Source organism: Xanthomonas sontii (genome assembly GCF_040529055.1).
In the GTDB taxonomy this organism is placed as follows: domain Bacteria; phylum Pseudomonadota; class Gammaproteobacteria; order Xanthomonadales; family Xanthomonadaceae; genus Xanthomonas_A; species Xanthomonas_A sontii.
Genome location: NZ_CP132342.1, coordinates 224,776 through 243,615, shown reverse-complemented (window position 1 = coordinate 243,615; position 18,840 = coordinate 224,776). Strand labels below are relative to the sequence as shown.

Annotated in this window: 14 protein-coding genes; 5 read left to right on the top strand and 9 right to left on the bottom strand. The window is 70.4% G+C overall.

Annotated features, from left to right (window positions below; genetic code table 11):
- The first annotated feature begins 133 nt into the window (after positions 1-133).
- Entirely contained in the window at positions 134-1,504 is a 1,371-nt protein-coding gene (gene cycA / locus RAB70_RS01085) for a D-serine/D-alanine/glycine transporter (protein WP_010340292.1), read from the top strand.
- Positions 1,505-1,582: 78 nt separating this feature from the next.
- Positions 1,583-2,503: a CorA family divalent cation transporter gene (locus tag RAB70_RS01080; RefSeq protein WP_148827961.1), complete on the top strand. Its 921-nt coding sequence runs from the start codon at positions 1,583-1,585 to the stop codon at positions 2,501-2,503.
- A gap of 30 nt (positions 2,504-2,533) precedes the next feature.
- On the opposite strand, the gene RAB70_RS01075 is transcribed toward RAB70_RS01080, so the two are convergent.
- Positions 2,534-2,893, bottom strand: a complete 360-nt coding sequence (locus tag RAB70_RS01075) for a hypothetical protein (RefSeq protein ID WP_265530876.1) — start codon at positions 2,891-2,893, stop codon at positions 2,534-2,536.
- A gap of 302 nt (positions 2,894-3,195) precedes the next feature.
- Between RAB70_RS01075 and RAB70_RS01070 the strand changes: the two genes are divergently transcribed.
- The gene (locus RAB70_RS01070) at positions 3,196-4,095 is read left to right on the top strand and encodes an AraC family transcriptional regulator (RefSeq protein ID WP_265530875.1); all 900 of its coding nucleotides are present in this window, start codon (positions 3,196-3,198) and stop codon (positions 4,093-4,095) included.
- A 394-nt stretch (positions 4,096-4,489) separates the two neighbouring features.
- On the opposite strand, the gene RAB70_RS01065 is transcribed toward RAB70_RS01070, so the two are convergent.
- Entirely contained in the window at positions 4,490-4,963 is a 474-nt protein-coding gene (locus RAB70_RS01065; protein ID WP_017915737.1) for a DUF4410 domain-containing protein, read from the bottom strand.
- 83 nt (positions 4,964-5,046) lie between these two features.
- Positions 5,047-5,832, bottom strand: coding sequence for a transporter substrate-binding domain-containing protein (locus tag RAB70_RS01060; RefSeq protein WP_148829873.1), 786 nt, complete (start codon positions 5,830-5,832; stop codon positions 5,047-5,049).
- 330 nt (positions 5,833-6,162) lie between these two features.
- On the opposite strand from RAB70_RS01060, the gene RAB70_RS01055 reads away from it, so the two are divergent.
- Positions 6,163-7,095, top strand: a complete 933-nt coding sequence (locus RAB70_RS01055) for a hypothetical protein (protein WP_408068867.1) — start codon at positions 6,163-6,165, stop codon at positions 7,093-7,095.
- A gap of 438 nt (positions 7,096-7,533) precedes the next feature.
- A complete protein-coding gene (locus RAB70_RS01050) occupies positions 7,534-8,307 on the top strand; it encodes a lytic transglycosylase domain-containing protein (protein WP_148829874.1) in 774 nt (257 codons plus the stop codon).
- Between the two features lie 73 nt (positions 8,308-8,380).
- On the opposite strand, the gene treA is transcribed toward RAB70_RS01050, so the two are convergent.
- The 6 genes from treA to RAB70_RS01020 all read right to left on the bottom strand — a co-directional run bounded on the left by treA (position 8,381) and on the right by RAB70_RS01020 (position 18,827).
- Positions 8,381-10,075 carry an alpha,alpha-trehalase TreA gene (gene treA, locus RAB70_RS01045; RefSeq protein WP_148829875.1) on the bottom strand — a complete coding sequence of 565 codons (1,695 nt, stop codon included), beginning with the start codon at positions 10,073-10,075 and terminating at the stop codon, positions 8,381-8,383.
- Positions 10,076-10,453: 378 nt separating this feature from the next.
- A complete protein-coding gene (locus RAB70_RS01040; RefSeq protein WP_017910581.1) occupies positions 10,454-11,380 on the bottom strand; it encodes a GAF domain-containing protein in 927 nt (308 codons plus the stop codon).
- 128 nt (positions 11,381-11,508) lie between these two features.
- Positions 11,509-12,288: a DUF72 domain-containing protein gene (locus tag RAB70_RS01035; RefSeq protein WP_148829876.1), complete on the bottom strand. Its 780-nt coding sequence runs from the start codon at positions 12,286-12,288 to the stop codon at positions 11,509-11,511.
- Between the two features lie 286 nt (positions 12,289-12,574).
- Positions 12,575-15,466: a pitrilysin family protein gene (locus RAB70_RS01030; RefSeq protein ID WP_148829877.1), complete on the bottom strand. Its 2,892-nt coding sequence runs from the start codon at positions 15,464-15,466 to the stop codon at positions 12,575-12,577.
- A 164-nt stretch (positions 15,467-15,630) separates the two neighbouring features.
- Positions 15,631-17,115 carry a cellulase family glycosylhydrolase gene (locus tag RAB70_RS01025; RefSeq protein ID WP_148829878.1) on the bottom strand — a complete coding sequence of 495 codons (1,485 nt, stop codon included), beginning with the start codon at positions 17,113-17,115 and terminating at the stop codon, positions 15,631-15,633.
- Between the two features lie 254 nt (positions 17,116-17,369).
- On the bottom strand, positions 17,370-18,827 hold the full coding sequence (locus tag RAB70_RS01020) for a cellulase family glycosylhydrolase (RefSeq protein WP_153752384.1): 1,458 nt from the start codon (positions 18,825-18,827) through the stop codon (positions 17,370-17,372).
- Positions 18,828-18,840 lie beyond the last annotated feature (13 nt).

Here is an 18,840-nt window from a genome sequence, read left to right as displayed (position 1 = left end):
GCGGCGCTCGGCGTCCCGGCGGCCTGCGGCGTCGTCCGCGCCGCCGCGGGCGCCACCCGGCGCACGCCTGGCTGGCGCGCGCTGCCGCCATCTTCTATGTTTGCAGGCTAATCCCTCGCGATGGCCTGCGCCCATGACCGATCCGTCCGCCCAGCCCGACCACCTGCAGCGCAGCCTGTCCAACCGCCACCTGCAGTTGATCGCGATCGGCGGAGCGATCGGCACCGGCCTGTTCATGGGCTCGGGCAAGACCATCAGCCTGGCTGGGCCGTCGATCCTGTTCGTGTACCTGATCATCGGCGTGATGCTGTTCTTCGTGATGCGCGCGATGGGCGAGCTGCTGCTGTCTAACCTGGAGTACAAGTCGTTCATCGACTTCTCCACCGATCTGCTGGGGCCCTGGGCCGGGTTCTTCTGCGGCTGGACCTACTGGTTCTGCTGGATCATCACCGCCATCGCCGACGTGATCGCGATCGCCGCCTACGCGCAGTTCTGGTTCCCGACGCTGGCGCCGTGGATCCCGGCGATGCTGTGCGTGCTGTTGCTGCTGGGGCTGAACCTGGTGACGGTGAAGTTGTTCGGCGAAATGGAATTCTGGTTCGCGCTGATCAAGATCGTGGCGATCTGCGCGCTGATCCTCACCGGCGCCGGGCTGGTCGCCTGGGGCTTCCAGTCGCCGTCCGGGCACGTGGCCTCGCTGGCCAACCTGTGGAACGACGGCGGCATGTTCCCGATGGGGCTGGGCGGGTTCTTCGCCGGGTTCCAGATCGCGGTGTTCGCCTTCGTCGGCATCGAACTGGTCGGCACCACCGCCGCCGAGACCGCCGACCCGCGCCGCAACCTGCCCAAGGCGATCAACTCGATCCCGGTGCGCATCCTGGTGTTCTACGTGCTGGCGCTGGTCGCGATCATGGCGGTGACGCCGTGGCGCGAGGTGGTGCCGGGCAAGAGCCCGTTCGTGGAGCTGTTCGTGCTGGCCGGCGTGCCGGCCGCGGCCAGCCTGATCAACTTCGTGGTGTTGACCTCGGCCACGTCCTCGGCCAACAGCGGCATCTTCTCCACCAGCCGCATGCTCTACGGCCTGGCCGAGGAGCGCCACGCGCCGCGCGGCTTCGCCCGGCTCTCGCGCGCGGCGGTGCCGGCGCGCGGGCTGCTGTTCTCCTGCGCATGCCTGCTCGGCGGCACCGTGCTGATGTACCTGATCCCGAACCTGGTCACCGCCTTCACCCTGGTCACCACCCTGGCCGCGGTGCTGTTCATGTTCGTCTGGTCGCTGATCCTGTGCGCCTACATCGCCTACCGGCGCAAGCGCCCGCAGCTGCATGCGGCCTCCGCGTTCAAGATGCCTGGCGGGGTGGTCATGTGCTACGTGTGCCTGGCGTTCTTCGCCTTCGTGCTGGCGCTGCTGACCCTGCAGGCCGACACCCGCCAGGCGCTGTTCGCCAGCCCGGTGTGGTTCCTGCTGCTGGGCGTGGGCTACGCGTTGAAGCGCCGCAGCGCCTGAACCGGTGCGCGCGGCCGGCGTTGACGCTCCGCGCGCGCTGACGGATGCTCGCGGCCTTTCCTGCGCGAGCCTGTCCCGATGATCACCATCCATCGCCTCGGCGGTACCTCCGATACGCCGGTGTGCTGGGTGGACCTGTGCCGGCCGAGCGAGGCGGAGCTGGCCGAGGTCGACGAGAAGGTCGGTTTCGCGGTGCCGACGCGCGCGGCCATCGGCGAGATCGAGTTCAGCAGCCGGGTGCGGATGGAAGGCGAGGTGCTGTTCCTCAACGTGCCGCGCTTCCAGGACGAGGACGGGCCGACCGCGCCGCTCGGTTTCGCGGTGTCGCCGCGGGTGCTGGTGACCCAGCGCGAGCAGCCGATGGCCTCGCTGGACGCGGTGGCCGCGCAGTTGCAGCACAGCCCCTGTCGTAGCAGCGACGACCTGCTGCTGCGTCTGCTCGATCAATTGGTCGGGCGCCTGGCCGATCGCCTGGAGGCGCTGGAGGCGCAGATCACTGAGACCACGCGGGTGGCGTTCGACCGGCCGCATGCGCGGCACAAGTCGCGGCACCTGGAGCGGATGCTGCACGACGTCGGCGACATGGGCCGGCGCCTGGGCGGCATGCACAACGCCGGCCACGGCCTGCTGCGCCTGGCCACCTATCTGGACGATGCGGCGCCGGACTGGTTCGGCGAGGACGCGGCCAAGCGCATCGGCCTGCTGCACAAGGACCTGGTCACGCTGAGCGAGTTCGAGCAGCAGTTGAACGACCGCATCGAGTTCCTGCTCGACAGCGTGCTGGGCATGATCAACGTCGACCAGAACAACGTGATGAAGGTGATGGCGGTGGCCTCGGTGGTGGGCATCCCGCCGACGGTGCTGGTCGGCATCTGGGGCATGAACTTCGCGCACATGCCCGAGCTGAAATGGCACGACGCCTACTACTGGGCGCTGGGTGTGATCGCGCTGAGCATGCTGCTGCCGCTGGCCTGGTTCCGCCGGCGCGGCTGGGTCTGAGCCAGCCGCGCGCGGCGCCGGCCGCGCAGGTCACGCCGCGAGGCTGTCGGCCTCGGCGGCGTCTTCCGCGGTGTCGCCTTCCTCGCCGCTGACGTGCTGGACCGCGGCGATGTCCCACGACACCGTGTCCGGATCGATCAGGGCGTGGATCGCCGCGCCCTGCAGTTCGCGCATCAGCCGTCGTGCCGAGGCGGTGCCGTGCGCGACGCTGTCCCACAGCACCATGTCGACCACGCTGCCATCGCGGCGGCGGGCGATGCGCCGCGAGCGGAAGCCGGGCTGGCACTGCAGCCAGGCATCGACCTCGGCATTGGCGCGCAGGAAGGTGCGCCAGGTGCAGTCGAGCAGGCGGAACGTGGCGATTTCCAGGGCTTCGGTATGGGGATGCATCGGTCTCTCCTGCGGTCTGCGTCGCCCGCATGGCACGCTGGCGGCGACGCGGCAGCGCGACGAGGGGCATGGGGGAAGGGACAGGGCCGAACGGCCGGAACAGGCGGGCGGGGGCGGGCGTTCCGGGACGGCGCCGGTGCGGGAACCGGCCGACACAGGATGCTGGCCCGCGCCGCGGGCGCGTTAGCGCGATCCAACGGAATTCTTGTACGATCCTGCAAGCCGCGTCGCGCCGTGGTCCGCGCCGGCGCAGCATCGTGCAAGCTTGCCTTCCCCCTCCGCACGCTACGGCGCCCTTGCCGATGACCGCGCTCGCCCACCGTTACCAGGAAATGGCCGCCCTGGTTGCCCGATTGGCCGTCCCCGATGGCGACCACGACACCGCCATCGACGGCTTCTTCTGTTCCTACCGCTCCGCGCCGTCGCCGAAGACGCATACCGCGCAATGGCCGGTCTTCGCGCTGGTGCTGCAGGGCGAGAAATCCCTGACCCTGGGCAACGAGGAGTACCACTACGGCGTGGGCACCTTTCTGCTGGTGACGCTGGATCTTCCGGTGGTCTCGCGCATCACCCAGGCCAGCCCGGAACAGCCGCTGCTGGGCGTGGGCATGTCGATCCGGCCGGACCGGCTGCGCGAACTGCTCGAGCGCATTCCGTTGCCGCCGCAGGTGGGCGCCGAGCGCCCGCGCGGGGTCTCGGTCAACACCGCCTGCCCGGACCTGCTGGACGCGACGCTGCGCATGCTGCGGTTGCTGGAACGCCCGGCGGACATCGCGGCGATGGCGCCGCTGATCGAGCAGGAGATCCTGTATCGCCTGCTGGTCGGGCCGTGCGGGCCGAACCTGCTGCGCATCGCCCAGGAGGACAGCCCCAGCAACCGCATCGCCAAGGCCATCGCCTGGCTGCGCCAGCACTATGCCGAGCCGCTGCGGATCGAGGACCTGGCGCGCCAGGTCAACATGAGCGTGTCCTCGCTGCACCACCATTTCAGCGCGGTCGCGGCGATGACGCCGCTGCAGTACCAGAAGCAGTTGCGCCTGCGCGAGGCGCGGCGGCTGATGGTGGTCGAACGCATGGACGTGGGTGCGGCCGGCTACCGCGTCGGCTACCAGAGCCCGTCGCAGTTCAGTCGCGAGTACAGCCGGCTGTACGGGCGGTCGCCGCGCAGCGACCTGGCCGAACAGCTGGGCCTGGCCGGCTGAGCGGTACCGGCACTGCGCGCGCCGCCTTGTGCATCTGACGTGCTGCTTGATCGACCAAGGGCCTCTCTCATCACTCCGAGGCACGTCCCGTAGGGGCGGCGTCAGCCGCTACGCGCGTTACCGGGAAAGCTTCGTCCCGACCGAAGTCGCTCCCACAGGGGCTTGCGGCGAGCCCGCCGGGTGCACCGTGGGAGGGACTTCAGTCCCGACGCATTGCGCCATCGGAACGCACACCACATCGCGCGTCGCGGCTGCATGACACTTGACTCCTACAGAGCAAGCCGCATCCGGCTTGCGTGTCGCCGGATCAAGCGATTCGAGGTGCTGCAGGCAGCGCGTTGGTGCGCTTCGGCGCCCGTGCAGGACCGGTGCCGTCCTGCACGGGCGGCACGTACTACTGCAGTTGCTTGAGCCGCGCGACGATCTCCTGCGCGTGGCGCTCGATCAGGCCTTCGGAGGTGCCCCAGGCGGTGCTGTTGGTCGATTCCACGTCGAACTGCGCGGCGGTCTTGCCGTTGGCATCGGCGACGGTGACGCGGCTCTTGATCTTGTCGCGCCCGGCCATGATGCCGGCCCAGAAGCGCGCACCGTTGCTGCGCATGTAGTAGTGATCGATGACGATGGTCATCTTGCGCGCATTGGCCTGGCCCTGCGTGCCGTGCAGGTGCGCCGCGTCCAGTTGCGCGTCGAGCTGACGGCGGAACATGGCCAGGCTCTCGGCATCGGTGTCGTCGTTGCCGGTGAGCTGGTACCAGTAGGTTTCGGCGGTGGTCGCCTTGTAGCTCTGGTGCACCACGCTGTTGGTCGCGCAGCCGGTGGCCAGCAACATCACGCTCACCAGCGCGAGCGTTTTCCATTGCAGTCTCATGCTCTCTCCTTATTGGTCCCCATGCCGGGGCGAACGCCGCCGGCCGCGGCAGCATAGCGGCTGCGCGCGGGCAGGCGGGAGGCCTAGCGCGTTGTCTCCGGATCGCCCAACCACGCGGCCACGATCCGCGCATAGGCGCCGCTGGCCTTGCTCAGGTGCAGCCACTGGTCGACGTAGGCCTTCCAGGCCATGTCGTCGCGCGGCAGCAGGAACGCCTTCTCGCTGTACTGCAGCGGCCGCTCCGGCGCCACCGCGCACAGGCCGGGCACCTGGCGCTGCTGGAAGCGCGCTTCGGAGGCGTCGGTGATCATGACGTCGGCGCGGCCCTCGCGCAGGTCGCGGAAGATGGTGGGGTTGTCGTCGGACAGGATCAGTTGCGCATGCGGCAGTTCGCGGCGGGCGAACGCCTCGTTGGTGCCGCCGCGCGGTTCGATCACCCGCACTTCGGGCCGGTCGATCTGGGCGATGGTGCGGTAGCGCGTGCGGTCGGCGCAGCGCACCAGCGGGATCTTGCCGTCGACCTCCAGCACGGCACTGAACCAGGCCTGGCGCTGCCGCGACAGCGACGCCGAGATACCGCCGACGGCGATGTCGCAGCGGTCGGCGAGCAGGTCCGGCAGCAGGGTCGGCCAGCGCGTGGGCACCCACTGCAGCTTGACCTCCAGGCTCTCGGCCAGCGATTGCGCCAGGGCGATGTCGATGCCGTCGTAGGTGCCGTCGCGGCGCAGGCGGCTATAGGGCGCGTAGTCGCCGGTGGTGCACACGCGCAGCACGCCATCGCGAAGGACGCTGTCCAGGTGCGAGGGCGCGGCGTGTGCGGGCAGCGCCAGCGCGGCGCCGAGCAGGCAGGCGGCCAGGCGTCGGATCATGCGGTTCTCCTGCAGCAGGGTGGGCGTCGGTGCCCGTTGGCTGTACGCCGGCTGTCGCGCCGACGGTGCGCGTCACCTTAACCGTTTTGCGCATGCACCGACGCAATCCCTGACGCGACAAGGCCTTGCGTGCACCGGGCGGGCGCCGGTGACGCCATGTTGCCGCTTGCCGCGCGCGGCGGCACGCGCCGGCAACGGAACTCGCGGCACGCTGTACCGGTCCGTCCCCCACATTCGTCCTCGCCGCTTGCCCATGGATCCTCGACCGTCGTGACCCCCCTTCCTGCGCAAGACCGATGGCTGCAGCTGTGGGCGGCACTGGCGACGGCGATGATTCTGGCCTTGCTGGGACGCCTGCTGTGGGGCACGCCGTCGGCGCCGCCGCGTGCCGTGGCCGAGGATGCGCTGCGCCTGGTGTTCCTGCCGCGGCAGACCGCGCAGCGTGTTCCGGCCCCGTCGCCGGCGTCCGCGCGCGCGCCGGCCGTGGACGCGCGCATGCCGGCCGGGGCACGGCCGCCGCGCGGCGCCGCCGCGCCGCCGTCTTCGCCCTCGCAGACGCCGAGCACGCCCGCCGCGGCCGCGACCGGCATGGCGGCGACGCTGTACACCGGCGATGGCCATCCGCGCCTGCCGGATGGGGTGGCGGTGGATCCGTTCGCGCAGGCGCAGGGCACGCCGCCGGGCACGCTCAATCCGCGCGACGTGGCCAAGTCCAAGCGCCTGCTCGAACGGCCCAACCCGATCGACTACCGGTCCACCCGCTTCGACAAGGATTGGGCCAGCGACGGCACCCTCGGCGACGTCGCCGTGCAGGGCATCGACCGGGCGATCAAGCAGCTGTTGCCCAAGAACACCCATCAGTCGGCGGTGGCGCGGCCGCCGCCGGACGTGCGGTTCAATCCGGCGCTGCACGAGCGCGCCAGCGACCTCGGCAGCGAGGCCACCGGCGATGCCTACAAGGCCGCGCCGATCGCCTTCGAAAAGGCGCCCGGGTTGGATGGCGAAGCCAGCCGGCGGATTCGCCAGGCCCTGGCCGACCTGCAGCAACGCCGCGGCGCCTGCCCGGCGGCGCAGCGCGCGCGCCTGCTGGCGCCGGTGCAGCAGCACCTGGATGCGCTGCTGCAGGTGGAAACCGCCATGGCCAAGGGCGCCGACCCGATCCGCGCGCAGCAACTGCTGCCGCGCGAGGCCGACAGCGCCTACGATCTGGCGCGGCGCGCGCTGTGGTACGCCGATCAGAAGCTGGCGGCGTGTGCGCCGTAGGCGGGCGTGCAGGTCGGAGGACGCATGCAATGGTCGTCGCTGCTTGAATCGCGAAGAGCGGAGGCCGCGAGCGATTCGACCTTGGCAGCAGTCGGGACTGAAGTCCCTCCCACAGTGCGCCCAGACCGTGTGCTGCACGTTCTTGTAGGAACGGCTTCAGGCGCGACGAGCGAAGGCGGTGCGCTATCCGGCCGCTGAAGCAATCGGGACCAACGACCCGCCCACGATGTTCCAGCCAGCGTGCCGCATGCCCCTGTGGGAGGGACTTCAGTCCCGACGCGTGGAGTCTGGTGCCATCGTGGTGTGCAGGAGCCTGGTCGCGGCTGAAGCCGCTCCTACCCAGACCCGTGTCGGAAACAGCGCCGGGCGACAGGCCGTCACCTGCGTCCACGCGCGCTGCGCGATGATGCGCGCCCATCCCATCCGAGCGTGTCGCCGATGCCGCTTGCCCGTGCCGTGCTGTGCCTGCTGCTGTGTTGTGGCGTCGTCGCCGACGCGGCAGCGCGCACGGTGTACCGCTGCGTGCGCGACGGCACGGTCAGCCTGGCTACCGCGCCGGAACCGGGTTCGCGCTGCACCCCCAGGGAACTGGACGATGCGGCGATCGCTACGCCCAATCTGTGGGGCAACCTGGGCGTGTTCAGCGGCACCCTGTACGAGCGCGAGCAGGACGGGCAACTGGTCTACTCCACGCGCAATCTGCCGGGCTCGCGGCCGTATCTGCGCTTCACTGCGGTCACGCCGCCGGGAGAGGTGGCGCATCCCGGGCTGGGCAAGCTCGGGGCGCCGCAACTGCAGGCGCATGCCAAACAGTTCCGCGCCGCGGCGCGCGCCACCGGGGTCGACGAGCCGTGGCTGCGCGCGATCGCGCATGCCGAGAGCGGCTTCGATGCCGCCGCGGTCTCGCCCAAGGGCGCGCAGGGGGTGATGCAACTGTTGCCCGAGGTCGCCAGGGAGTACGGCGTGCGCGATCCGTTCGCGGCCGACCAGTCCATCGACGGCGGCGCCCGCTACATGCGTGCGTTGCTGCGCCGCTACGCCGGCGATCGGGTGCTGGCCGCGGCGGCCTACAACGCCGGCATCGGCACGGTGGCGCGCTACGGCGGCGTGCCGCCGTACGCGGAGACCCGCGCGTACATCGACAAGGTGATGGCGCTGTACCAGCGCTACCGCATCGCGATGGGGAGGGCCGTGGAGACGCCCGCGCAATAGCGGCGGCGCCCACCGCCGGCGTCGACGGGGGCGCAGGCGGACGCGGCGTGGCCGCGGTGCCGCCCGCGGCGGCTCAGAGCGCGACGGCCTCCGCCTCGGCTTCGGTCGTCGCTTGCGCGTGCGGCGCTGTCGGCGCCGCGGCCGGCGCCGCGTACAGATCCAGCAGCAACAGGGTCACGCCATTGGTCCAGCCGAAGCCGTCCTGCAGCGCGTACTCGCCGCCGCCGCCGCCCTTGGCCTGCGCGTCCACGCCGTACTTCTCCACCAGCTTGTGCTGCTGCGCGAACAGCGCCTGCACCCGCGCCAGGAAGCGGCTGCCGATGCGCTGCGCCAGCGCGTCCTGGCCGTAGCGGCGCAGGCCGTCCACGGCGATCCACTGCAGCGGCGCCCAGCCGTTGGGTTCGTCCCACTGCTGGCCGGTGTGCAGGCGCGTGGTCGCCACGCCGCCGGGGCGCAGCAACTGCGCCTGCACGGTGTCGGCGCTGCGCTTGGCCCGTGCCGGCGAGGCGACCCCGACGAACAGCGGGTAAAGCGCCGCGGCGGTGACCTGGTCGCGCAGCCGGCGCTGCTGCCAGTCGTAGTCGGCGTAGTAGCCGGCATCGCTCCACAGGTGCTTGTCGATCGCGGTCTTGCGCGCGCTGGCCAGGGCCGCGTAGTCGGTATCGCAGCCGGCCGCGCCGGGGTTCTTGGCGCAGGCCAGGGCCAGGGTGCTCTCCAGGTGGTAGAGCAGGCTGTTCAGGTCGACCGGGACGATGGCGGTGGTGCGGATGCTGGCCAGGGTCTTGCGGTCGCCGAGCCAGCGGCTGGAATAGTCCCAGCCGCTCTCGGCGCCGGCGCGCAGGTCGCGGTAGACCTCGGCGGCGGGGCGGTCCTTGGCCTCGGCGGCGGTGCGCACGTCGTGCAGCCAGGCTTCCGGGCGCGGCGTGTCGCGGGCGTCCCAATAGCGGTTGAGCAGGCTGCCGTCGGCCAGCCGCACCACGTGCGCATGCGCGCTGCCCGGGGCCAGGGTCTGCGCGCCTTCCATCCAGTACGCGTATTCCTTCTGCAACTGCGGCAGGTAGCGCGCGTAGGCGGCATCGCCCTCCACCTTGGCCTGCAACTGCACCATGTGCGAGAAGAACGGCGGTTGCGAGCGGCTCAGGTAGTAGGTGCGGTTGCCGTTGGGGATGTGCCCGTAGGTGTCGATCAGGTAGGCGAAGTTGTCCAGCATCTGCCGGCTGCGTTCGTGCTCGCCGCTCTCCACCAGGCCGAGCATGGTGAAGTAGGAATCCCAGTAGTAGACCTCGCGGAAGCGCCCGCCCGGCACCACGTAGGGGTGCGGCAGCGACAGCAGGCTGCTGTAGGGCGGCACGTCGACCTGGCGGCGCACCAGCAGCGGCCACAGCGCGTCGATGTGCTCGCGCAGGCCGGTGTCCTGACGGATCGCCTCGGTCTGCACCGGGCCGGATTCCTCGAAGTTGGCGGCGACGAAACGGCGCAGGTCGAAACCGGGCTGTTGGCGCTGCGCCAGATAGTCGGCGTTGATCAGCGCCGGGTCGCGCAGCGGCAGCGCGTCGACGAAGTGCTTCTGGTCGTCGAACAGTTCCTGCTGCTGCACCGCCTGGAACAGTTCCGGGTAGGCCAGGTCGGGCGTCTGCGGCGGCGGTGCCGGCGCGGTCAGCGTGGTCGCGGGCGCGGCCTCCGCCATGGCGGTGTCGGCGGTGCCCAGCAACAGGCCGAGCGACAGGCTCAGCAGCGGGGTGCAACAGGGAGGAGCGGCATGGCTCATGTCGGGTCCAGAGCAGGATGCGTGCGGCATGGTAAACGACCGAAGCGGAGACGGGGGCGCGCGGCCGGATCCGGTGCGTGGCCCACCCGATCCTGCCCTGGCGGCCGCGCGCCGCCCGGCTCGTACCGGTGAGGGACCGCGACGCCTGGGGGCATGCAAGAACGGGGCCGCTGGGGTGGCGTGGCTGCTCGTCGCCGGGTCAGCCGGAGCACGTCATCTGCAGAATGGTTGGCGCCGCTCGCCCAGAGTGGGGCGGCTGGGCGTTCAGCGCGCCGCCAAGGCCGGTGCGCGTAGGTGCTTGCCCGCTGCGGATCAGGGAGCTGGGGCGGCAGCGCGCCACGTGCGCCGGCGGTCGCCGGTCGGCGATCCGCCCGCAGGTCAGGCCGACTGCTGCGGTCGCTGGCGGTCCTTCTCCGCGCTGAGCGCGGCCTCGGCGCGCAGGAACACCTGCCCGATCGGCTCGTCCGCCCGTGTGGCCTGGGCGTCGCCGACCAGCACGGTCAGCCCAAGCGCCTGCTGCCGCGCGGCGATCTCGCGCAGGCCGCGCAGCTTCTGCTCGGCGTCGGCGCCGTGCAGCATGACGATGAATTCCGCGCTGTCGGTCGCCCGGTCCACACTGTCGGCGGCGCCGTCGTCCTGCACGTAGCTGGCCAGGGTGCGGTCGAGTTGCTGCAGGCTGCTGCCCAGCAGGCGTTCGCTCTGCCGCTCGGCCAGCGCGGCCAGTTCCTGCACTTCCAGGATCACCACCCGGTAGCGGCCGCCGGTGCCGGAGTCCGTGTTGTCGCCAACCGGGTGCGCTTGCAGGAGCGCCTCGCGTTGACGCTGCAGCGCATCCCGGCGCGCGTCGAGCAGGCGCATGGCTGTGCGCGCCAGCGCGCGCAGGCCGTCGCGCTGGGCGTCCTTGAGTTCGCGCGGCGTGGTGTCCAGTACGCACACGGTGCCCAAGGCGATGCCCTCGTCGGTCACCAGCGGCATGCCGGCATAGAAGCGCGCGCCGATGTCGCCGCGGACCACGGAGATGTCGGCGAACCGCGGGTCGTCGGCGAGGTCGGGCACTTCCATCAGTTGCTTGGGCTCACGGATCGCGTGGTCGCACACCGCCTGGCTGCGCTCGGTCTGCGGCACCTCCAGGCCCATCCGCGCCTTGAACCATTGCCGGTCGCGATCCACCAGCGACAGCAGCGCGATCGGGGTGTCGCACAGGGCGGCGGCGATCTGCACGATGTCCTGGTAGGCGTCCTCGGGCAGGCTGTCGACGATGTGGTAGCTGTCGAGGACACGCTGGCGCTGGGCTTCATCGGTCATGGGCGGCGTCGGGTCTGGCGCGGATCGCGAGGCGCAGCACCATACCGCAGGGCGTGGCGACGTCGCGTGGACAAGCGCACAAGCGTGACGTGGTGCACGCCAAGTGCCCGATTGCCGTACGTTGGCGATCAACCCGCGGCGCCGACGTCGAGCGCGCGCAGCTGCGTCTGCAGCGTGGCGGCGTTGTCGAGGGCGTGGCCGAGCGCGGTGTTGTCGAAGATCACCCAGGTTTCGCCCGTGTGTGGCGTGGCGGCGACGACGCGCTCGGCCAGGCCGCGCAGCGTGTCGTCGGCGTAGGCGCTGTAGTAGAGGCGCGGCGCGCCGTGCCAGCGCCAGTAGGCCGGCGCCGCCGCACCTGCTGGCTGCGCGGCGTTGGCGTTGAGGGCCGGGTCGGTGGCCACGCGCGCGATGTGGTGGCGCTGCCACAGCGCCTCGGCGCGTGCGTCGAACCAGCTGACGTGGCGCGGTTCGCAGGCGATGCCGCGGTGCCAGCGGCGCCGCAGCATCGCGAAGAACGTGGTGGCGATGCGTGCATCGAAGGCCAGGCTTGGCGGCAGTTGCACCAGCAGGCAGCCGAGCTTGTCGCCGAGATGGCCGACCTCGCCGAGGAAGGTCTGCAGCAGTGGCGCCACGCGGGACAGGCGCGCGTCGTGGGTGATGGTGCGTGGCAGTTTGGCCGAGAAGCGGAACCCCGCCGGCACGCTGTCGGCCCACCGCTGGTAGGTGCTGGCGCGGTGGGCGCGGTAGAACGTGGAGTTGATCTCGACCGCGTCGAAGCGGTTGGCATAGCGCGCCAACTGGCTGGCGCCGTCGCCGACCAGGGCGCGTTGCGTGCTGGCGATCGACCAGCCGGCGCAGCCGACGCGGATGCGGGGAGCGACGACGCAGCGGGGAGAAGCGGTCGGCATCGGCGGTGGCAGGCCAGGACAGGCCTTGCGGATACCAAGCGTTGCGGCCAGGCGCTGTGAAGGACAGGCGCGGCGCGCCGCCTTGGCGACCCATCCGCGACCCACGCATGCGAGGGAAGATCGATGCCTGCAGGCTGCGCCGCAGCGCAAACTGCGCGTTCACTCACTGTCGTCGCGTGTCGCATCGCGCGACGGCGATGCGTTGCGATGGCGCCGACGCCCCATGCTGGCGTCGGCGCGTGGCGCGTGGCGCATGGCGGGGCAGCCCCGCCATGCGTGTGCGGCGTTACTGCTTGGCCGCGGCCTTCGCCTTGACCGGCTGGCCGTCGCTGTCCAGCACCTGCACCTCGCCCAGCTTCAGCGCACGCACCGGCGCTTCGATCTGCTTGAGGTCGCCGACGATGACCCAGGTCATCGCCTGCGGCGCCACGATCTCCTTGATCGCCGCTTCCGCCGCCGGCTGGTCGACCGCTTCCAGGCGCGTCTTCAGCGTCTGCACGTAGTCGTCCGGGCGGCCGTACTGGACGATGCCTTCCATCGCGCCGAGCACCGCACCCGTGGTCTCGAAGCTGCCCGGCAGGGCGCGCACGCGCTGTTCCTTGATCTTGGCGATCTCGGCGGCGGTCAGCGGCTTGTCGCCGACCACGGCCTTGGCTTCCTTGAGGATCTCGGCGGCCGATTCGGCGGTCTTGTCGGTCTGCACCGGGGCGAAGAACAGGAACGGGCGCTGGCCGATCGCGTCGATCATGAAACTGTTGGCGCCGTAGGCCCAGCGCTTGTCCTCGCGCAGGTTCATGTTCAGTCGCGAGGTGAAGGTGCCGCCGAAGGCGCCGTTGGCCACGCCGATCGCCAGGTTGTTCGGCGCCTTGGTCGAGGGCGCCAGCAGGCCGGCCAGGATCAGCGACTGCGGGGCGTCGTCGCGGTTGATCAGGAACACGCGCGGCTTGGGCTGCGCGGCCACCTGCGGCAGGCTCTTGGTCGGGCGCTTGCCGGCCGGGGCCTGCCAGTCGCCGAACGCGGCATCCAGCTGCGGGATGATCTTGGCCAGGGTGGTGTCGCCGGCGACCAGGATGCGCACGTTGTCCGGACGCAGCCAGTTGTTCTGGAACGCGCTCAGGTCGCCCGCGGTCAGGCTCTTGATCGCTGCCTCGGTGCCGGTGCCGGTGAGCGGCACGCCGTACGGATGGGTGGGGCCGTACAGCAGCGGCGGCAGGGTGCGCAGCGCCAGGCCCTGCGGCTGGGTCTTCTCCTGCGCGATCGAGGCCAGCCACTGGCCGCGGATGCGCTCGATGTCGTCGGCCTTGAACGCCGGGTTGCGCACGATGTCGGCGAACAGCTCCAGCGACGGCGCCAACTGGTCGTTGAGCGCGTTGAGCGAGGCGTCGCAGCTGTCCAGTTCGCAGGACACGCTGGTCATCGCGCCCAGGCGCTGGCGGCGCTGCGCCACGTCCACCGAATCCAGGTTGCGGGTGCTCTCGTTCATCAGCGCCGCGGTGAAGTTGGCGGTGCCGAGCTTGCTGCCGCGGTCGGTCGCGTAACCGGCATCGAACAGCAGCTGGATCTGCGTGACCGGGATGGTGTGGCGCTCGGCCAGCACCACCTCGATGCCGTTCTTGAGCTTGCCGCGCTGCAGCTGGGGGAAGCTCAGGCTCGGGAACTGGCTGGTCTCCGGCACGCCGGCCGCGCGGTCCACCTGCGACTTGCCGACGCTGTAGTTGCCCTTGGCCGGCACCTTCGGCGCGGGCTTGCCCGGTGCCGCCGGCAGCGGCTTGACCGCCTTGTCCTCGGCCGCCGGATCGAAGCCTTCCGGCGCCGGCAGCACGGTCAGCAGGTAGTCGCCCTTGCCGAACCAGGTGTCGGCGGCCTTGCGCACGCTGGCGACGGTGGCGTCCTGCGCGCGCTGCAGGTCCTTCTTGTAGGCGCCCGGATCGTTGCGGTAGACCTGGCCCTCGGCCAGCACCGTGGCCTTGCCGCCGAAGCCGCCGACCTTCTCCAGGCCGCGCACGAAGCCGGCGCGGTAGCCCACCTGCGCGCGCTGCAGTTCGTCGGCGGTGGGGCCTTCGGCGAGGAACTTCTGCAGTTCGTCGGCGATGGCGGCCTCGACCTTGGCCGGGTCCACGCCTTCCTTCACGTCGGCGGTGATCTGCAGCTGGCTGGCCAGCGCGAACGACTGCAGGCCGGCGGAGACGTCGTCGGCCAGCTTGTCGCGGTAGACCAGGCGCTGGTACAGGCGGCTGGTCTTGCCGCCGCCGAGCACGGTGGTGGCCAGGTCCAGCAGCACCGCGTCGTCGGTGCCCAGTTGCGGCGCCACCCAGGTGCGGTAGATGCGCGGCTGCGCGACGTGGTCGTGCTGCACGCCGCGGGTCTGCTTGGCCAGCGGGGTGATCCACGGCTGCTGGCGCGGCACCGGGCGGCCGGCGGGGATGTCGCCGAAGTACTGCTCGGCCTTGGCCTTGGCCTGCGCCACGGTGATGTCGCCGGCCAGCACCAGGGTGGTGTTGGCGGCGCCGTAGTTGTCGTGGAACCACTGCTTGACGTCGTCCAGCGAGGCCGCGTCGAGGTCGGCCATCGAGCCGATGGTGTCGTGCTGGTACGGGTGGTTGGCCGGGAAGATGTTGGCCAGGATGTTTTCGTCGACGCGGCCGTAGGGGCGGTTCTGGCCCTGGCGCTTCTCGTTCTGGACCACGCCGCGCTGGGTGTCCAGTTCCTTCTGGCCGATCGCGCCGAGCAGATGGCCCATGCGGTCCGATTCCATCCACAGCGCGGTGTCCAGCGCGGTGGTCGGCACGGTCTCGAAGTAGTTGGTGCGGTCGAACCAGGTGGTACCGTTCATGTCGGTGGCGCCGACCTTCTCGAACGGCTGGAAGTAGGTGCCCTTGTGGTTCTCCGAGCCGGAGAACATCAGGTGCTCGAACAGGTGCGCGAAGCCGGTCTTGCCCGCCGGCTCGTCGCCCGAGCCGATGTGGTACCAGATGCTCACCGCCACCACCGGCGCCTTGTGATCCTCGTGCACCACCACGGTCAGGCCGTTGGGCAGGGTGAAGCGGGTGTAGGCGATCTCCGGCGCGGTCGCCTGGCCCGGCGTGGCCGCGGCCAGGGCCGACGGCGCGGCGACCAGGGCGGCGCCGGTGCCGAGGGTGAGGATGCTGGAGATCAACAGCGACAAGGGACGGAGCATGGGCCGGGCCTGAGTGTGGACAGTGCGGCAGCATAGAGGGGCGGCGGCGGCCGCGGGAACGTGACTGATGGCACACCGCGCGGCGCCGCGTGGGCGGTCCGCCTCGCGCACGGCCCGCGCGGGGGAAGGGTCGTGCGGGTGGCGTCAGGGACGCAGCGGCGCGCTCAGCGTGCGGCGCAGAACCCGAACTCGGCGGTGGCGCCGGGGGCCAGGGTCTTGTTCCAGTCGACGCCGCTGGCGCTGAGCGTGGTCCCCGACTGGGTCCAGGTGGCGTTCCACAGGTTGTTGACGGTGCCGCTGATCGACAGGGTGACGCTCCAGTCGCCGCTGCTGCCGCCGGTGTTGGTCACCTGCACGCGGTTGCAGTAGCCGGCGTTCCAGTCGCTGTCGACCAGCACCTTGGTGCTGAAGCTGCTGCCGGACGGCGGCAGCGTGGGCGTTCCGCCGCCGCCGTTGCCACCACCACCGCCTCCACCATTGCCACCGCCGTTACCACCGCCGTTGCCACCGCCACCGCCCGTGCTGCTGCCGTCGCCGTCCCACAACTTCTTCAGCAGGGTCACCTTGTCGGTGCGCACCGTGCTCCAGTCGTCGTTGAGGATGCCGCCGGTGTCGCCGCTGTTCGGATTCCACGACCAGTAGAAGCCGCTGTGGATGCCCTTGCCGATCAGGTAGTCGACCAGCGCGTTCTGCCACTGCACGTCCAGCGGGTTGCCCTGGCCGTACTTGCCGCCGAACTCGCCCAGCAGCAGCGCGTGGCCGGCCTGGGCGAACTGGCCGAAGTGCTGCTCCCAGATCGCCGGCATGTTGGCCGGGAAGTTGGACGCGCTGAAGTACGGCTGCATGTAGACGTCCGGTCCGTACACGTGCGGGGCGAGCAGCAGGCGGTTGGCCGGGATGGCCAGCGGGGTGCAGGCCAGCGGTTCCAGGTTCTCGCCCCAGAAGTGGGCGGTGTCGCTGGAGCAGGTGGACGTGTTGGAAATGCCTTCGACCACGATCAGCCAGTTCGGCGCCGCGTTCAGCACCACCGCCGACGCGCGTTCGGCGGCCTTGTTCCAGTCGGTGGCGGCATTGCCGCTGCCCCAGGTGGCGGCGCCGTGCGGCTCGTTCTTCAGATCCAGGCCGATCACCCCCGGCACCGACGCGTAGCGCTTGGCCACGAAGCTCAGATCATTCAGCCATTGCTGCTCGCTGTAGCTGCCGGTGTACCAGAGTTCGGAGATCGCGTTGCAGTCCGGGGTGTGGTGGTCGAGCAGCACGTACATGCCGCGGCTGCTGAGTTCGTTGATCACCTTGTCGAGCAGCTGCAGCGAGTTCAGGCCCTGCAGGTCGGGATTGCGGCTGTAGTCGATGCTGCCGGGCGACACCGCCTGCAGCGTCTGCGGGCAGAACGGCAGGCGCACGGCGTTGAAGCCCAGGCCCTGCATCTGCGTGATCATGTCCTTCCAGTTGCGCGCCCACAGGCCGTGCACGGTGTGCTGCGAGGTCTCGAAACCGAACCAGTTCACGCCGCGCAATTGCACGGCGTTGCCGGCGTCGTCCACCACCTTGCCCTGGTCGATGGCATAGCTCCAGGCCGAGCCGCTGGCGACCACGAGCGCCGCGGCCAGCAGGCAGCGGGTAATGCGGGAATGCAGGGATCGGTTCATCGCGATGCTCCGAGGGTGGCCGGTGCGGAGTGCGCCGGCCAAGGGGGCGGATACCTGGCGGCGATGATCGGCAGTGTCCGCCATGGCGGCCGTGACTGCCGTTGCAGAAGACGGGCTTGTCCACGGATTGCGCGCGGCAGCTGTGGTGATGTCCACGGGCGCGCCGTCGCCTGCTGAAAACGCCAACGGCAGCGTCGTGGGACGCTGCCGTTGAGGTTGGGCCCCGCGCGCTGCGCGGGGCGATGGCGCCGTCTTCAGCGGGCGGCGCAGAACCCGAACTCGGCGGTGGCGCCGGGGGCCAGGGTCTTGTTCCAGTCCACGCCGCTGGCGCTGAGGGTGGTGCCCGACTGCTTCCAGGTGGCGTTCCACAGGTTGTTGACGGTGCCGCTGATGGACAGGGTGACCGCCCAGTTGCCGGTGGCGCTGCCGCTGTTGGTCACCTGCACGCGTTCGCAGTAGCCGGCGTTCCAGTCGCTGTCGACGATGACCTTGGTGCTGAAGCTGGCGCTGCCCGGGGCCGGGGTCGGCGTGGGGGTCGGGGTCGGCTCCGGGGTGGGCGTCGGGGTCGGAGTGGGCGTCGGCGTCGGCGTGGTGCCGCTGGTGTCGCCCCACAGCCGCTTGAGCCCGGTCATCTTCTCGGTGCGCACGGTGGTCCAGTCGTCGTCGAGCACGCCGCCGGTGTCGCGGCTGTTCGGGTTCCATGCCCAGTAGAAGCCGCTGCGGATGTTCTTCTTGATCAGGTAGTCGATCAGCGCCTTCTGCAGGATCGGGTCCTGCGCCTGGTTGCGGCCTTCGTTGCCGCCGAACTCACCGATCATCATGGTGTAACCGAGCTGGGTCAGCTGGCCGAACTGGCGCTCCCAGATCGCCGGCATGTTGGCCGGGAAGCTGCTGTCGCCGAAGTAGGGCTGCCAGTTCACGTCCGGGCCGTACACGTGCGGCGACAGCAGCAGGCGGTTGGCCGGCACGTTGAGCTTGGTGCAGGTCAGCGGTTCCAGGTTGCCGCCCCACCAGTAGCCGTAGCTGCTGGAGCAGGTCGGGTTGTCGGTGATGCCCTCGACCACGATCAGCCACTTCGGCGCCACCTTCAGCACCGCCGCCGAGGCGCGCTCGACCGCCTTGTTCCAGTCGGTCTTGAGGTTGCCGGTGCCCCAGGTGTTGCGGCCGTTCGGCTCGTTCTTCAGGTCGATGCCGATCACGCCCGGCACCGACGCGTAGCGCTTGGCCACGAACGTCAGATCGCTGAGCCACTGCTGCTCGCTGTAGGAGTCGGTGTACCAGAGCTCCGAGATGCCCTGGCAATCGGGCGAGTGGTGGTCCAGCAGCACGTACATGCCGCGGCTGCTCAACTCGTTGACCACCTTGTCCAGCACCTGCAGCGAATTCAGGCCCTGCAGGTCCGGGTTGCGGCCGTAGTCGATGCTGGTCGGCGCGACGCCGCGCAGGGTCTGCGGGCAGAACGGCAGGCGCACGGCGTTGAAGCCCAGGCCCTGCATCTGCGTGATCATGTCCTTCCAGTTGCGCGCCCACAGGCCATGCACGGTGTGCGCGCTGCCTTCGAAGCCGAACCAGTTGACGCCACGCAGCTGCACCGCGTTGCCGCGGTCGTCCACCACCGTGCCTTTGCTGACGGCGTAACTCCAGGCCGAACCGCTGGCGGCCAGCAGCGCGGCGGCCAGCACGCAACGGGTGATGCGGGTGAGAGGGGACATCGACATCTCTGCA

Bases quoted from the DNA above. Each gene is read 5' to 3' on its own strand.
- cycA (WP_010340292.1), top strand. From the start codon at position 134: ATGACCGATCCGTCCGCCCAGCCCGACCACCTGCAGCGCAGCCTGTCC.
- RAB70_RS01080 (WP_148827961.1), top strand. From the start codon at position 1,583: ATGATCACCATCCATCGCCTCGGCGGTACCTCCGATACGCCGGTGTGC.
- RAB70_RS01075 (WP_265530876.1), bottom strand. From the start codon at position 2,893: ATGCATCCCCATACCGAAGCCCTGGAAATCGCCACGTTCCGCCTGCTC.
- RAB70_RS01070 (WP_265530875.1), top strand. From the start codon at position 3,196: ATGACCGCGCTCGCCCACCGTTACCAGGAAATGGCCGCCCTGGTTGCC.
- RAB70_RS01065 (WP_017915737.1), bottom strand. From the start codon at position 4,963: ATGAGACTGCAATGGAAAACGCTCGCGCTGGTGAGCGTGATGTTGCTG.
- RAB70_RS01060 (WP_148829873.1), bottom strand. From the start codon at position 5,832: ATGATCCGACGCCTGGCCGCCTGCCTGCTCGGCGCCGCGCTGGCGCTG.
- RAB70_RS01055 (WP_408068867.1), top strand. From the start codon at position 6,163: ATGATTCTGGCCTTGCTGGGACGCCTGCTGTGGGGCACGCCGTCGGCG.
- RAB70_RS01050 (WP_148829874.1), top strand. From the start codon at position 7,534: ATGCCGCTTGCCCGTGCCGTGCTGTGCCTGCTGCTGTGTTGTGGCGTC.
- treA (WP_148829875.1), bottom strand. From the start codon at position 10,075: ATGAGCCATGCCGCTCCTCCCTGTTGCACCCCGCTGCTGAGCCTGTCG.
- RAB70_RS01040 (WP_017910581.1), bottom strand. From the start codon at position 11,380: ATGACCGATGAAGCCCAGCGCCAGCGTGTCCTCGACAGCTACCACATC.
- RAB70_RS01035 (WP_148829876.1), bottom strand. From the start codon at position 12,288: ATGCCGACCGCTTCTCCCCGCTGCGTCGTCGCTCCCCGCATCCGCGTC.
- RAB70_RS01030 (WP_148829877.1), bottom strand. From the start codon at position 15,466: ATGCTCCGTCCCTTGTCGCTGTTGATCTCCAGCATCCTCACCCTCGGC.
- RAB70_RS01025 (WP_148829878.1), bottom strand. From the start codon at position 17,115: ATGAACCGATCCCTGCATTCCCGCATTACCCGCTGCCTGCTGGCCGCG.
- RAB70_RS01020 (WP_153752384.1), bottom strand. From the start codon at position 18,827: ATGTCCCCTCTCACCCGCATCACCCGTTGCGTGCTGGCCGCCGCGCTG.